The following is a 16,563-nucleotide window of genomic DNA, read 5'->3' on the forward strand; positions in this document are numbered from 1 at the left end:
CCAACCGCATGAACAACCCCACGCTTGAGAAACCTACCGTGACCACAGAGCTGCCTTCACCTTTGGCCGATATTCATGATCGCGTGATGGAAGCCTATTACGGCAAGCTGGGGGATCAGTTCATGCGCGAAACGCAGTCCCGCATCCACTGGATCTGCGCCCAGGTCAAAGGGCGTCGGATCCTGGATGTGGGCTGCTCGCAGGGCATCGTGCCCCTGCTACTGGCACGTGAGGGTTGCCAGGTCACCGGTGTGGACACCAGCCCGCAGGCCATCGAAGAGGCCAAGGGTTACCTGTCTGCGGAGCCTGCCCACATCCAGCAAAACGTCACGTATATCAATTCAGACTTCCTCGCGCTGGATACGCTCGAGGTTGAACCGGACACCGTTGTCATCAGCGAAGTGCTCGAACACCTGGTACGCCCGGAGCTGTTCGTCGAAAAGGCCTACGACCTGCTCAAGCAGGGTGGCCGGCTGGTGATCACCGTACCGTTCGGGGTCAATGACTTCATTGACCACAAGCACACGTTCTACCTGATGGAACCGTTCCGGCTGCTGGCCGAGCATTTGCAGATCATCGAAATCAAGATGCTCGGTAAATGGCTGGGTATTGTTGCTGTGAAAAACGAGTCACATAAGCCGGGGGTCATCGAGTCACTGACTGTCGAGCGTGTGCGTGAGCTGGAAAAGGCCTTTGAAGCTATTGAGCGCGCCCTGCGCGAAAATCTTGGCGCAATTGGCAAGCGCCTGGAAGAGGCGAACAAAAAGTACCGCAGTGCAACTGAGCAAATCACCCTGCTCAAGCCAGAAGCCCAAAAAGTTGAAGCGCTTTCCAAGCGGTTGCAGGCGTGCGACGCGGATATCGCGATGCTGCAAGAATCCAACCGCGGACTTCTTGAAGCCAACGCGCAGCATGTCCAGGAGCTGGATGAGATCACGCAGCAGCTGACGGAAGCCAACGAAAAGGAGCGTGTAGCGACTGAGCAATATGGCCTACTGGAACAGCAATTCGCGGCGTCTAGGGAGGCTTACGCACAAAGCCTCGCAGACTCAGAGCAACGACTCGATCAGCTGCAGAACCAGCACGCCGAAGTGGAAATGCAGTTGATTAAGGCAACCGACGAGTTGCGTGGCTCCAAAGAGAAACAACTGGCGCAGGAAGAACAGCTCAAGACCTTAGCCGCCCAGCTGTCCCAAGCACAGGAAGTAACCGATAGCCATATCGCCACCATCACCGACTTGCGAGCCCATCAAGCCGCACTGATAGCCGAACAGGAAAGCCAACACCAACAAGCTACTGAACTACTGATCGATGCACAGCAGAAAAACGCCGAGCATATCGACGCGATCACCGCGTTACATGCACAGCGGGCGGCATTGCAGGCCGAACTGGTGAGCAGGGTGCAGGCAATGAGCGACCATCAAGCTCAGGCTCAACGCGCAGAAGCGACCGCTCTGCAGAACTTCGCGGAGTTGCAGGCCCAGAAAGCGGCACTGGAATCGGACCTTGAGCGCCATTTGCAGGTAACGAGCAAGCTTCAGGCCCAAACTGACCAAGCCAACGCTACCCACCTCGAAACCATCGCAGGATTGCGCGAACAGTTGGCGACGATGGGTATCGAGTTACAAGACCAGATTGAGGCAACGACCCACCTGCAGTCCCAAAGCAAGCAGGATATTGCTGAGAAAGAGCAAACGATTACCACGCTGCGCCTGCGCCAAGCGGCACTGGAATCCGACCTTGAGCGCCACTTGCAGGTAACGAGCAAGCTTCAGGCCCAATCTGACCAAGCCAACGCTACCCACCTCGAAACCATCGCAGGATTGCGCGAACAGTTAGAGACGATGGGTATCAAGTTGCAAGACCAGATTGAGGTAACGACCCGCCTACAGTCCCAAAGCAAGCAGGATATTGCTGAGAAAGAGAACACGATTACCACGCTGCGCCTGCGCCAAGCGGAACTGGAAGCCGAACTTGAAAGCGAGTTGGAGTATATGAACGAATTGCAGGCCCAAACCCAACGGGCCGACGCTGCTCAAGCAGAGACCATTGCCCTGTTGAAGGCACGTCAAGCTGAACTGGATGCTGAGTTGACCAAGCAGCGGCAAGCCATGAACGAGATGCAGCGTCAAAGCGAGCAGGCCTATACAGCTCAAGCCGAGACGGTCGTTGTGCTGCAAAATCGGCAAGCTGAACTGGAAGCTGAATTGCAGCGGATGAATGACGCTCAGGCTCAAAGCCAGCGTGAACATGCTGCCCAGGTAAACTCAATCAATGCCTTGGTTGAACAACGCTGCCAATTGGAAGACCAGCTGCACAAGCTGACCATTGCCAATACTGAATCTGAAGAAGCGCGGGCGGCCCTCGAAGAAAGCATTGCGTCACTCAATCAAGCCAAAGAGATGCTGGAAGAGCAACTGGTGCTTGAAAGCGCCAGCCGTCAGGCAGCCGAAGCCAGCCTCGCTGCCACCAATAAAGAATGGCAAGGTCTGCGCCAGCAACTTGAAACCGAGCTCAACTCGTCCAAGGCAGGCTTGGGTGCGGCAAACATGAAGTACCGCACACTGACCGGCGAACAAATCCCACAGCTAAAGGCCAGCCTCAATCAATTGCTTGAACGCAGTGCCGCACAGCAGCGTAAGATCGACGAGCTCAATGAAAACCTCGGGCGTGCCAATACCCAGCGCCACCTGGCAGAGCAGCGCTTGGTCAAAACCCGTGCAAGCATGACCTATCAACTTGGTTACCAGATAAAGAACAGCGCCACTTCACTGGGCGGCTTGGTCAAGCTACCAGTGCGCCTGCTACGCCTGTACCGAAAAGCCAGCCAGCAACGCCAGCATAACGAGCAGAAGCTGCTGGCCAGCGAACCACACAAGGCGCTGCTGCCAGCACCTGCCGTACAGGACGAGAACTACCTGAAGCTGCCGGTGGCCCTTCCGACCAGCGAGCAGAGCCGCACCACCCTGCTGCGGCAGGCCGATCAACCCGTCAGCCGCCTGAAAGTGGCGTGCGTAATGGATGAGTTTACCTTCGGCTCCTATCGCTACGAATGTGACTTGATGCCGCTCACTCCAACCAACTGGAAAGCGGAAATCGAAGGTTTTGGCCCAGAACTGCTGTTCATCGAATCCGCGTGGCGCGGCAAGGACGATCTGTGGGGCAGCAAAGTTGGCCACAACGGGCAAGAGCTGCAAGACATCCTGGCCTGGTGCCGTCAGAACAAGGTACCGACGGTATTCTGGAACAAGGAAGACCCGGTTCACTTCGAAACCTTCCTGACCACTGCAAAGCAGTTCGACCACGTGTTCACCACTGACATCGACTGCATTCACCGCTATAAAGGTGCGCTCGGTCACGACCGCGTCTACTTGCTGCCGTTCGCCTGCCAGCCAGCGCTGCACAACCCGATCGAGCTGTACGAGCGCAAAGACGCATTCTGCTTCGCCGGCGCCTACTACGCCCGCTACCCAGAGCGTACCCGCGACCTGGGCAACTTCGTATGCGAACTGCCTAAGTTCCGTCCGCTGGAAATTTTCGACCGCAACTTCGGTAAGAACGACGCCAACTACCAGTTCCCCGAGGAATACCAGCCGTACATCGTTGGCACTCTGCCCTTCGAAAAAATCGACACGGCTTACAAAGGCTATCGCTACGCGATCAACCTGAACTCGATCAAGCAGTCGCAATCGATGTTCGCACGTCGAGTGTTCGAGCTGCTGGGCTGCAACACCATCACCGTCAGCAACTTCTCCCGAGGTGTACGCCTGTTGTTCGGCGACCTGGTAGTCACCACCGACAATGGCGAAGAAATGCTGCGCCGCCTCCAACTGCTAGCCGAAGACCCGCTCAACAGTGACAAGCTCAAGCTCGCAGCCCTGCGTAAAGTGATGCAAGAGCACACCTACACCCAGCGTCTGGAGTACGTGCTGAGCAAGGTGACCGGTACTGCGAAAGCCCAGCGCCTGCCGGAAATCGTGGTGATCGGTGAAGCCCAGGACCGCGAGCAGTTCGACACGCTGCGCGCCCACCTGAACCGCCAGACCTACAGCCAGGTGCGCATGGTCATCATCAGCGATGCCTACCAGAGCAGCATCGTCAGCGATGACCCACGCATCCTGGTACTCAAACCAGCACAACTGAAAAAAACCTCGCTGGGTGAACTGGTTGGCAATACACCTTGGGTAGCCGCCTTTATGCCCGGCGACTACTATGGCCCGAACTACCTGCTCGACCTGGCACTGGCAACCCGCTACAGCCGTGCCCAGGTAGTCGGTAAAGCAGCCCACTTCACCTGCAAGGGCCAAAATGCCGAACTGCTGTCGAGCGAACAGGCCTACCGCCCGATCCAGACTCTGAGCGCCCGCCGTTCGCTGGTTGCTACCGAAATTGTTGCTGAACAGCCGCTGCGCAGCTGGCTGAAGAATCTGCCGTCACTGCAATACCCCCATGCCCAAGGCTTGGCAATTGATCCGTTCAACTATTGCGAGAACGGCGCTGCACAGCATGAAAGCATCAGCGCCAAGGTCAACGACCTCGTGCTTAACCTCGGTATGACCATCGATCAGCTGCAGGCGCGAGCGCAGTCCATTGAGCCACTGAAAGCTAGCCGCGATGCTCCTGAGATCAGTGGCCGAGGCTTGGCCGAAATGTTTGGCGTAGCCCACAACAAGTTCCTTGAACTCTCGGTTGATGGCGATAACTGGCGCGTGTACTCCAAGCTGGCAGACGGTAAGCACGAGTACATCTACTCGAAGCAGGAGTCCAGCCTGGAAGAGCTCGGTTGCGTTGACGGTAAACTCAAACTGTTCCTCGACAGCACCCCTGGCCTCAACTTGCAACTGGTAGTGCTGTTCCTCGACGCTGAAAAACAGCGGATCAGCCATGTCATGCAACATGCCAACCGCAACCAGACAGCCGAAGTACCACCAGAAGCAGCGTATGTTCGTTTTGGCCTTCGCGCCTATGCATCGGGTAGCACAGAGTTGAGGGCGCTAGTCCTTGGCCATCGCAACTTGCAACCTTCCGAAATGATGGGGCGCGGCGAGCATTTGCTGCTGACCAACCATTACCCGGCTTATGCAGACCTGTATCGCAACAAGTTTGTGCATAGCCGAGTGTCAGCGTATAAGCAGCAAGGCGTTGAAGTAGATGTCTTCCGCCTGCGCGACAATGAGACCGTCAGCTACCACGAGTTCCAGAACATTGATGTGGTTACGGGTTGCCGCTCTACCTTGGCAAAAATGCTTGAGAAAAACCGCTACAAGTCAATTCTCGTTCATTTCCTGGACGAGAATATGTGGAATGTACTGCGCTCGTACCTGAATACCACCCAAATCACTGTATGGGTACATGGTGCAGAGATCCAACCATGGTGGCGCCGCGAGTACAATTTCAACACCGACGAACAACTGCAGTTGGGCAAGCTCGCCAGCGACAAACGCATGAGTTTCTGGCGTGCCATACTGCAGCCGATGCACAAGAACCTGAAGCTGGTTTTTGTTTCCCGCTATTTTGCAGAAGAAGTCATGGAAGACCTTGGCTTCCGCCTGCCAGAAGGCCAGTACGAGATTATCCACAACCCCATCAATACCGAAAATTTCAGCTACGTTCAGAAAGCAGCAGAACAGCGAAAAAAGGTATTATCTATCCGCCCGTACACCTCGCGAACATACGCGAATGATCTGACTGTCAAAGCCATTGAACTTTTGGCCGAAAAGCCATGGTTCAAGGACATGACGTTCCGAATCGTGGGCGACGGGCCATTGTTTGAGGATACTCTCGCACCGCTGCGTTCTTACTCAAACGTGCACATCGAGCGCCGCTTCCTCAACCACGGGGAGATCGCCGCGCTGCACAAGGAGCACGGAGTATTCCTGTGCCCGAGCCGTATGGATACCCAAGGCGTATCGCGAGACGAAGCCATGGCCTCCGGGCTTGTCCCTGTCACAACCGGTGTGGCGGCGATTCCGGAATTCGTGGACAAGGAAAGTGGTTTTGTCGTCGAACCGGAAAGCGCCGTACAACTGGCCGAGGCCCTTGAACGCATGTACTTGGATCAAGCGCTGTTCTCCACCCTGTCCCGCCAAGCTGCAGAACGCGTGCGCGGCCAAAGCGACTGGAAGAAGATGGCCACCCTTGAACTGAACACATTCCGAGACGTTTGAAGTAGATATGAGCAAGTCTTTGAAACATTACGTTTTCACCAACTTTGGCATCGGAATCAAGGATGAGCTGTGGTTGTCGTATCGGCTGGAAATTTTCACCAATACGGTCTTCCCATCCCTCGCCAACCAGCGCAACAGAGACTTTGAGTGGACGATCTTCATCGACGAAGCTCTCCCTATCCTGCACCAGGCACGCCTGGAGGCGGCAATCACCGCATCCGGCCTGAACGCCAAGACACAGAAAGTAAGCGACTATTCGCTGACCAGCAAAGAGGTGACCAAGCTCTTGGCACAAACGCGCGAGGATATCGTCCTCACGTCGAGAATTGATGATGACGATTGCATTCATGAGGAAGTAATCGACACGATTCAGCAGCACGCACGATCAAACGAGCATGCTGAAGAGATGTTGCTGATTTCTCTGCACAACGGCCTGGAGTTCCTGCCGTCTGATGACTGCTACCGTCCCGTCACCTATGACACGCTGGCCTTGGCGTTGACCCTCGTTGACAAGACTCGCGGAACCAAGAGCCGGAGCATCACTCAGTATGCCCACCATTTGGTGGTGGAGACGCTGAGAAAGCAGGAGATTAACGCCAAACACATCCTGCTGAAATCAAAGCAACCGCTTTACACCTACACCAAGCATCCTTTGAGTGACTCGTATTTCTTCGGTGCACGCGCACGAATTCTCGGCGACACAAGCAAAACCAAAGGTTTGAAAGAATCACAACTGCGCGCATTCGGTTTGAGCCAGCAGCGCTTGGACTTCCTGTCCTCGCTCCTCAAACAATCGCCGATAGGTATGCCGCATAAGTATCTTGAAAAGCTTGGCAATGTGCGCAACCAGATCAAAATCGAGCTCAACAAGGGCACTGATCAACCCAGTGAATGCCTGAACGCCCTGATAACGCGCAAAGCAAAACTCGAACGCACGGCTGTTCGTCCAAATCCAGCGGGGCCACTCAAAGAAAAAATCCGAGTAGCCATCTTGGGTTCCTGTGTAACTCGGGATTTGTTCGAGTTTCAAAAGAGCACGCTTGAAGCATTCGAAATCTGTTTCTATATGGCTCGTTCATCCGTCGTTTCCTGGATGGCCCCGCCTTGCTTCGATCCAAAGCTTGGCATAGACGCAAGCTCATTTGAAGGCAAGCGCTCTCACTGGGACCAGCACAAGCTGCATTGGCAGCTTCTCGAACAGTCCCGTCCTGATATCGTGATCATTGATTTCATTGATGAGCGAATTGGGATTGTTCAACACCAGAGCTCTCTCATGTCTGCCAGCGGACCACTGCTCAAAGCGCTGGAACGCAAAAGCATCCCTCATGAGATCAAGCGCCCTTGGAGTCCGGAGGTAAAACAACTGCGAGAGTGGGCATTGCCTGCGTTCCTGGAGCGAGTCTCTAATATTTGCCCGAATATCTTCGTTCACCGAGCAGTATGGGCGGAGCAATACAAAAAGGACTCAAGCCTTGAAAGTTTCAAAGGTAGTGAGTTTGAGAAGCTGATCGAGTTGAACAACTCTGTCATCGACCCTATGCTCGCCACGCTTGAAGACTCGGCAACCGCTGTCGAACAGATCGGCGGCCTGGAAGCCGGGCTGGTCGCAGGCGGTGACCACAAGTGGGCTTTCTGCCCCTACCATTATGACAGCACTTACTACAAAACTGTTGCCAAACAATTGCTTGCACGAATCATGAGTTGATCCAAAGGAATAATGGAAAACATGAAAATCAAAACCGCTGCTTTGCTCTCCCTGTTCGCTATCGCAATATCCGGTTGTGATCAGCAAGCGGCTGAATCCCAAAAAACTGACAATCAGGCAGCAGAGGCAGTACAACCTGCACAGCCGAAAGCTGAACTGAATCTTGCTGACGGCTCGATCCTGCTGCTGAGTGCAGAGCACATGAAATCCTACGCAAAGCCCAATAGCGCAGGAAAACTGAGCATGCATGAGTACAGCTACGCTTCCGCGGATAAGCTGGCCGAAAACGACGTGTACATGCAGTTGCAAAATGCGGGTTTCACCCGCAAGGTAATCAGCAACGACAGCAACCAATTCAAAGTTCAGTACTACAAGAAAGATCTTCCTGTAATTGGCGGAATTTACACCACCGTCAACAACGATAAAAACACTGTTACCATCGCAACTCTTTACTGGCAAGAAAAATGACCCAGCAAGCGTCGATTAAATCCATTGAACGAATCATCCGCCGATGAAGCTTCAGCAGCATATTAAGTCGACGCTAGGCTGGTGCCTCTCGATAGGCATCAAGCTGCTTCGGGTTGTGCCCTTCACGACTATTACTGTGCAGGTCACAACCCTGGCGAGTCAGATTTTTCTTCTGCTCGCCTTTTTCCTGCCTCTTAAGGTGATCATCTTATTAGGCTCCGAAAAAATACCGAATTACTTCCCCAGCGCCTTTCAGGCATTGAAAAAAAATCACCTGATCGTGTCACTTAGTGTGGCAGCAGCGGCGTGCTATGTGCTCTACCTGCTCAGCGAATTGCTAATCGCCTACTGCTGCCGTCAAGGTGCGCGAACGCTCCTATTACGTAGCGCCAAATTAAACATTATTGAAAATCAGGAGAAGATCGCGGCTTACGCATACTCGAAATTTACTCGAGCCATGGCAGCCGCTCTCTTCTTCGCCATTAGCGCTGTTGTTCTCCTGATAATTTATCCAAAACTGCTCGCTATCGTGCTTGGATACACGATTCTGGCTACGCTCCTATGTGTAACGGCTTATAACTTCAGCCCTCACATTCGAGTGCAATTCCAGCAAAATCACGGGAACATCCTGAATGCGTTGTCAGCCACTGGTTTTCTGCTGAGTTTTTTCTGTCTGGTTGCCGACTTTCTATATTTCCCGCACCAACGTATATTTCATGCAGTCATTGCGGTACTCGTCATGCGCCAGGCCTTACAACGCTTGACCAGCATGGTGCAGGACATAATTAGTCTTCGTATGCAACATCGTCAGATCAATGCCATGTTCTTCCAATCCCAGCCATTACTCGAACAACGGCAGAATAATCATCAACTCGAATGTATGCTAAGCCCATCCAGCCGAGAAGCCTGGATAGAAAAGCTAATGGACCAAGCGGGTATCGACACCCACAATGGCATGGAGATCAGCTGGCACCAAATTGATGCAGTTGATGTCTACGCATTTCACATTACGGTCCTGAACCACGACGAACCTCAAGAATATTTGGCCAAGCTGTTCGGCAATAACATCACCACTTTGGCCGTGCAGGAGCGCTTGCTCTTTGAGCACCAGTCGCGCTTGCCATCCATTGAGTGGCTAGGACATTACGTACTGCAGGGGATCGATTGCCACCTCTTCCGACTGGATGGCCACAAGAAGCTGATCCGTCGACAGATTGGCGATGGTGTTGTTGCAATCAACGAGGCGCTTCTCTGCTGCGAACCAGCCAGCGAATTGATATCGCGCTTCAGCCGTTCCCGTCCCTACTTGGAGCAACGGCTAGAGAGGGGGATGATAGAACCTCTGCGTTTCGTATGCTCGACACCAGAGGATGCAGAAAAGGTAGAGCGTCTTCTCGACTCTTTCGAACTCATTATCAAAAGGCTCAGCGCCCTACCTCGGCAAATCGTGTCGCTGGACATCACTTCAGAGGCGTTACTTATCTCCGCCTCAAAGCAATACCACCTTAGTCACTGGAGCAGTTGGCGGATCGAGGCGGTAGGAAGTAACTGGCCCGTCATTGAGAAAGAGCGCCTTTTCAAGGCAATCGAAATCGCGCGCAGCAACCGCCCGACGTTATTAAATACAACTACCCACGACATCTTACTGTCCGCGCTCATGTACACCTTTGAAAGATTCCTGCTAAGAAAGGATTATCCAGCTGCACTTAGGTTGCTGGATGAAATTCTTGCCGCAACTGAGGCACAAAAATCACCAGTTCTCAGGCAGGAGTCCACTCAATGAAGAAAATCGCAATGATCGTCTGGAATGAGTTCCTTAATGACGCCCGAGTGCTCAAAGAGGCCCAGACATTACAACATGCAGGATATCAAGTCCGTGTTTTTGCCTTGCACACGCCTGGTATCACACCGCAGCAAGAGCGCCTCGAAGACGGAGTTGAAGTCTTTCGTGTGGCGCGCAGCCCGCTATGGCGATTGCGTAAACGCAAAATTACTTCCACGTTGCCCCCTCAAGCCGGTAAAAATCAGGGACCTATTGGCAAACTGGGTATCAAGCATCAAGTGTTGCGTCTCATCGCACGTGCCTGGACTCACACAGCCCTGCTCGTGCACATGGTCCGCTATGGCGCAAGTGTGGTGCACTCTCACGACGTAAACACACTACCAACTGCTTGGTTGGCTTCTCGCATCAGCCGCGCTCGCTTGGTCTATGACGCACATGAAATCAGCACCAGCCGAGAAGGTTACGATAGCTTCCGCCGGTTGGTGGGTATGGTTGAGAAAAGACTGATGCCGGCGGCAGATGGCACTATCACTACTACGGATGCTCGCGCCAAGTATTTTGCCAGGGCATATCACGTCACACGCCCGACAGTATTACAGAACCGGCCACGGTTAACACGCTGCGCCCCCACAAACAGGATTCGTGAGGAACTTGGGCTTACTGAGCAATGGCCCATCGTTATTTACCAAGGAGGTCTGCAACAAGGTCGTGGGCTCGAGAAGCTTATTCGTACCACTGCAAAGGTACCAGATGCCTATTTCGTGCTCATCGGGGGGGGCCGCCTTGCCCACAATCTGAACCAACTTATTGAAGAACTTGAGCTACAAGACCGAGTGCGCATCATACCGACGGTCCCGCTGTCAGAACTCCCGAGCTATACGGCTTCCGCAGATATCGGTGTACAACCTATCGAGAATACGTGCCTTAACCACTACACCACAGACTCGAATAAATTGTTCGAATATATAATTGCCGGCTTGCCTGTGGTGGCAACAGATTTCCCGGAAATCCGCCGGATCGTGCGCAGACATGATGTAGGTCTACTTGTTCCATCTGATGACCCAACAAGCCTTGCACATGCCCTTAACGTTTTGGTCTCGGATGCCAACTTGCGTGAGGCTTATGCGCAAAATGCAAGCTCGACTGCTGTCACATTGAACTGGGAGCAGCAGGAGTCGCGGCTGCTAGATTTGTACCAACAGGTTCTCTCTTCTGCACCGCACTCATCGCAGGCAAGATCATGACGACGCGGATCCTCCTGCTGAGTTTTTACTATCCACCGGACCTTTCTGCAGGTTCATTCCGTGCCGAAGCGCTTGTCAATGCACTTCGTTCCGAACTTGGCGACCAAGTGGAAATTGAGCTTGTTACCACTCAACCGAACCGCTACCACTCTTTCACTGCAAACGCGGTAAGCATTGAGCGGTTGCCATTGCTGACAATCAGACGGATTGATGTGCCTGCACATCGCAGTGGTATCAGGGACCAAGCGCAGGCATTCGCCAGCTTCGCGTTGAATGCCCTTAAGATTACCCGCAAAAAAAAGTATGACCTTGTTTTTGCTACATCATCAAGGCTGATGACAGCTTCTCTGGGTGCGCTGATCGCAAAACGCAACGGTTGTGGGCTCTATCTCGACATTCGCGATATCTTGGTCGACACTTTGCGCGAACTATTACCTTCACGCTGGGGCCAGTTGGCGGCATCAATCTTTTCTCCAATAGAACGATGGACTGTCAATCAAGCGACCAAGGTCAACCTGATTTCTCCAGGCTTCTTACCCTACTTTACGACCCGCTATCCTGGACGTGAGTTCACGCTTTATACCAATGGCGTTGATGATTTATTCATAGAGCACTCGCAGGCTCCCCAGCTGCCAGTTCCTCAAAGGCGCACACAGCGGTTGCAGGTGGTCTACGCCGGAAATATAGGTACAGGGCAAGGGCTCCATCAGATTCTTCCAGAGTTGGCCAAACGTTTGGCCGATAAAGTTGAATTTCATCTGATAGGCGCCGGCAGTGCCCTAGAAGCCTTGAAAGAATCACTAGAGCATGCCAAGGTGGAAAACGTGCGCATATCGCCACCGATGAGGCGCGATCAGTTGCTGCGTATTTATTACCAAGCTGATGTTCTATTTCTACATCTAAACAACCTCAAGGCATTTCGCCGGGTATTACCCTCCAAGCTTTTCGAGTATGCCGCGACTGACAAGCCAATCTGGGGTGGTTTGTCAGGCTACGCTGGCCGATTCGCGCAGAAACGAATCAAGAACGTAGCATTGTTCCCGCCATGCGATATCGAGGCGGCCATTCAGGCATTCCAGCGGTTGGAGATTCAGAAGACATCCCGCCTTGAATTTGTGCAACAATTCTCACGCCGTTCTATCAAGAAGAAAATGGCGCAGGATATCCTGCAAATTTCCCCAAAATACCTTGCCCGCTCATCACGCCGAAGCCTGAGTACGTTGCCCGAGAGTCACTGACTTCTGGCAGACGCCAACAAAAGGGTATCACCTTTGATTTCGTCCCCAAGGCATCCAAACTGATCGCTACCTGAGCATAACCACAGGATTGATATAAGAAAATGATAAGCGGACTTCATAAAATGAGTCTGTCCAAGCTGGATGGGATTCGCGGCATTGCCGCCGTGATAGTGATTTTTTCTCATGCGCTGTTCTGGTACTACCCGGCGATGCACTTGGGTCTACGGACTAACGGCCGCCCACTAGACGGAATCGAATGGTTTGACAGCCCATTCTCTTTCTTCTACCGCGGCGGCTTCTCTGTATCAATGTTTTTTATTTTAAGCGGCCTGGTGCTTACCTATAGCATTTCACGGCACGTCGATGTGCTTGGCTCTATTCGCAAAGCCTCAATTAAACGCTATATCCGCCTAGGCGTACCGGTCGCCGCGTCTGTGCTTATCGGATGCACCCTGATGAAGCTTGGCGTTTACGAGGCTCCGGATGTCAGTCCGTCTCCAGTACTTTCAACACCCTATCTGTTCAACGCAACATGGGACGGTGCTATTCGCGACGCTACTTATGGCGCATTAGCTTTAGGGGACAGCCGCTACAACTATGTACTCTGGACCATCCAGATAGAACTCATTGGGTCCTTCGCCATCTTTGCAGCAGTCGCACTCTTTGGCGGAAACTCCTTTGTATACCGTATTTTTTGCATCGCAGCGTTCCTAGCACTTTCTGCGTCAACGAACAAAACGGCCATGTATACGTCGCTATTTTTCCTCGGTTCAATGCTAATCACATTCCGATTCAGTGAGGAAAAAACCAGCCGCATGAGAACTGCGACCTGTTTGATCGGCCTGCTCGTTGGGCTGTACTTGGCGGGTTTTCACTCTGCAAGCGCTTCTTATGCATTGCTCAGCAATATGACTCGTTCGCTGTCCAGCGTTACAGGCTATCAGCCTTCATGGCTGTTGATTATGCCTGCATTCGGAGGCTTGATCATTCTACTCAGCGTATTGAACGCACAACGCGCATTCGCAGTTTTGGACTGCACGCCTATGAAGTGGCTCGGTAAGCTCTCATTCTCTCTCTACCTGCTGCACACCTTCATCCTGGTTGTTGTCGCTCAGTTTTTCACCAAGCATTTCGGCATGAATTTTTCTGCCATGATATTGACATTGAGCACAACAATAGCCCTGACCCTTATCGCCTCCTATTTCTTCCATTTGAAAATTGACTTACCTGCTATTACTTTAGCAAATAAGCTCTCCTCTCTTTTACTGGATAGCAAATCTAAATCCCTAAAAAAGGAAGCCGATCAACAGCACCCAGCGCAAGCCTAAATCCGACGGTGAAGGCAAGTGTATTTTAAGCGCTCCATGAACCCCACCTGACTAGCAGGTTACGGAGCGCTTAGATCTGTAATTGAGTGTACTGTTCCACGGCAGGGGCGCTCGTAATCCTCCGCAGAGGACGGCTGCGAACAGGCGCACAGTACGTGGCGCATCCACGCACATGGCTCTTTGAAAGCACCAGATAAACTTGAGGGAACTTATCGACACAAACTAACAAATACCCGACCTTTATCTCCATAAAAATCGAAAATTAACGACAGTAAATTAGCCCCACCACCAGTCGCAACCTTCTACTTAACACACTAAAGCACTGAAACAATCTACCTTGTCTTACTGCTCCATATAGTGCTTCAAGCGGGTCTCGCACCACAGCCGCCTTTAATGTGATGAACCTCACATTTTTGCGCAGACTCACACCTCGATCAGACGATCGATCCCGGATCAATATTGCAAAAAGCGACAATTTCGATACAAATTGGTTCAAATCATCCAGCATTGGATCCAATACTCATTGCAGCTGGATGTCTGCGCAGAAAAATGGGTAGCTGATCGCAGGACCTGCGTTGCATTCCTATGCCTTCTATGGATAATGGGATTCCGCTGCCGCTATTCGACACCTTGGATACTGCCAAGCTTTCCTCCACAGCGGGCGCGGAGCGAACTGAAGGCCTGAGGGAACAGGACCCACACCCATTTATGTGAAGCAAGAATAAAAAGGCTGAAGAAGATAGTGACCAAGAACTTAACTATTTACGGCAGTTGTGTATCTAGAGACATATTCAACCTAGAGAACAGCCGAACATTTAAGTTAACGGATTACTTTGCAAGATCTTCAATGGCTTCGCTAAGCAGTGCCCCATACGAAAATGAAGACGCACTTAACCGTATACCTTCTGCGTTCAGGCGGCGAATGGTTGCATGCGATTTCTCCAAACAAATTCTTACACAGCCAGACGTATTTCAGAACGCCGACATAATACTGATCGATCTAATCGATGAAAGGTTTGATCTTGTAGCTCTACCGTCAGGGCAAATTATTACAAATTCTAGTGAATTAGCCGAGAGCGGCTTACTGACCGACAGCAGCGTCCATGGTTTCAAATTAATCAAACCAGGGTCATCTGAGCGGCGAGCTCTGTGGGTTGAAGGGATGCACAAATTTCTTTCAGTCCTGGAGCTCCATAATAAACTTGACCGCCTGATTGTCAATAAAGTCTATTGGGCTTCACGCTTTGAAAATTCAAGCGATACGATTTTTCCAGTTTCTTTAGCTACGGTTGAGAAGGCCAACCAAGAGCTGGACTGGATGTACAAGGAACTGGAAAAGAAACTCTCCAAACATCAGTTCCTACATTTCCCAGTACAACTCTTAACATCAGATGAACATCACCGCTGGGGCGCCTCCCCTTTCCACTATAGCGAGCAATATTATAAAGCAGCTCTCGCACAATTGGACTCCATAGAACCTGGACACAGCACCAAGGGTTTACTACGCGAAGACTCCACACCGAAGAAATCGCTGCTTATCTCTGAAGGTGCAACTATTACCGTCGCCGCATGTAAGTCTGAGAGTGGTATTTTTGCGCACTGCTCATTGGTAGTAGATGGAAGAATACACGAGAGTGGCGAATTCGCATTTTACCTACTAGTCAATGGCGAACGACATGACGTTCGTTGGTATGAAGGCTTGCCAGATGCTCGCTTCCCTATTCCTGAAACACCTGGAGAGTTGACCGTAATGGCTTTCTATCAGGACGCTTTAGGTGAAAAAGCTTCTTGCAAATGTACCGTGAGGCCGTTGAGTTTCTAAGCGAGCAATAGTCGAATGGACGGCATAAAATTTCAGCGTTCAAAACTGAACTCTAACCAGCGACACATTATGCGAACACCGATCCAGTGAACCGACAACCGGTAATGACTAGCCTCCTGCCCCAGAACAGTTCGACTTTCAGCCGCTGACGGGTTTGAGAACCAGGGCGAAAGCGGGTTTTACATAATCGAACTGACGCTTGATCACCCTAAGCAGGTGCTCGAACTTTGCCCGTACCTGAGTTTTTCGATCTTGCGCCGTGCCTTGTAAAGCGCACTGTGTTTTCTTAACCATGCAACAGTTGAGAGACTTCCATCACATCGGCCACGTTCGCGGCAGTGCCATGAACGCCAGCTGGTATTTCTCCAGCGGGTGCCGGAATTTCATGATCGTCGTGTATTTTGGGGATTGTGGCGCTGAGCGTCGCGCAAGCTGGCGTATCGAGATGATCTCGTACGGCGCTTCCTCCATGACCGGATTGCTCAGCGAAAACCAGCTATGCAGTCGATGGATGCGCAACATAGTTTCGATGGATAGGGTTTACGACTGCCACCTGCCTTAGCCCAATCAACGCCAATCCGCTCCACGAAACGACCGCTCCATCCCCGCGATGAAACGCTCACGGCAGCTTTTCTTGCTCATACCAGTGTACCCGGAATCGGAAAAACTCATCTGAGTTCTGGGTGGGGCTAGCTGGAGGTGGTCGAGTGGGAGTATTTCAGCACAGGTCGGCCAACCTGTACGACTTGATCGGAGTTTCTCTAGGCTAAGAACAAGGCAAAACGGTATCATCGCCCCCTTTCGAGAG

The 16,563-nt window shown here is 52.1% G+C and carries 8 protein-coding genes and 1 pseudogene; 8 read left to right on the forward strand and 1 reads right to left on the reverse strand.

Going from position 1 to position 16,563, the window contains the following annotated elements:
• The first annotated feature begins 8 nt into the window (after positions 1 to 8).
• From B9A31_RS09170 to B9A31_RS09205, 8 genes are all read left to right on the forward strand, one after another.
• A complete protein-coding gene (locus B9A31_RS09170; RefSeq protein ID WP_084296896.1) occupies positions 9 to 6,167 on the forward strand; it encodes a glycosyltransferase in 6,159 nt (2,052 codons plus the stop codon).
• 7 nt (positions 6,168 to 6,174) lie between these two features.
• Positions 6,175 to 7,872 carry a DUF6270 domain-containing protein gene (locus B9A31_RS09175; protein WP_019096950.1) on the forward strand — a complete coding sequence of 566 codons (1,698 nt, stop codon included), beginning with the start codon at positions 6,175 to 6,177 and terminating at the stop codon, positions 7,870 to 7,872.
• A gap of 21 nt (positions 7,873 to 7,893) precedes the next feature.
• A complete protein-coding gene (locus B9A31_RS09180; RefSeq protein WP_141099590.1) occupies positions 7,894 to 8,340 on the forward strand; it encodes a hypothetical protein in 447 nt (148 codons plus the stop codon).
• A gap of 43 nt (positions 8,341 to 8,383) precedes the next feature.
• Positions 8,384 to 10,123, forward strand: coding sequence for a hypothetical protein (locus B9A31_RS09185; protein ID WP_027609491.1), 1,740 nt, complete (start codon positions 8,384 to 8,386; stop codon positions 10,121 to 10,123).
• Positions 10,120 to 11,367 (forward strand): glycosyltransferase family 4 protein, encoded by a 1,248-nt coding sequence (locus tag B9A31_RS09190; RefSeq protein WP_019096953.1) that lies wholly within the window; start codon positions 10,120 to 10,122, stop codon positions 11,365 to 11,367. Before B9A31_RS09185 ends, B9A31_RS09190 begins: the two co-directional genes overlap by 4 nt.
• Positions 11,364 to 12,605: a glycosyltransferase family 4 protein gene (locus tag B9A31_RS09195; protein ID WP_025754744.1), complete on the forward strand. Its 1,242-nt coding sequence runs from the start codon at positions 11,364 to 11,366 to the stop codon at positions 12,603 to 12,605. Before B9A31_RS09190 ends, B9A31_RS09195 begins: the two co-directional genes overlap by 4 nt.
• 122 nt (positions 12,606 to 12,727) lie before the next feature.
• Complete coding sequence (locus B9A31_RS09200; protein WP_019096954.1) at positions 12,728 to 13,933, forward strand: acyltransferase family protein; 1,206 nt, start codon at positions 12,728 to 12,730, stop codon at positions 13,931 to 13,933.
• A gap of 742 nt (positions 13,934 to 14,675) precedes the next feature.
• Positions 14,676 to 15,755, forward strand: a complete 1,080-nt coding sequence (locus B9A31_RS09205) for a DUF6270 domain-containing protein (protein ID WP_080587345.1) — start codon at positions 14,676 to 14,678, stop codon at positions 15,753 to 15,755.
• Positions 15,756 to 16,103: 348 nt separating this feature from the next.
• On the opposite strand, the pseudogene B9A31_RS27720 reads toward B9A31_RS09205, so the two are convergent.
• A pseudogene (locus B9A31_RS27720) lies at positions 16,104 to 16,427 on the reverse strand (transposase); the annotation flags it as partial.
• Between the last annotated feature and the right edge of the window lie 136 nt (positions 16,428 to 16,563).

The organism is Pseudomonas sp. URIL14HWK12:I5, assembly GCF_900176445.1.
Lineage (GTDB): Bacteria > Pseudomonadota > Gammaproteobacteria > Pseudomonadales > Pseudomonadaceae > Aquipseudomonas > Aquipseudomonas monteilii.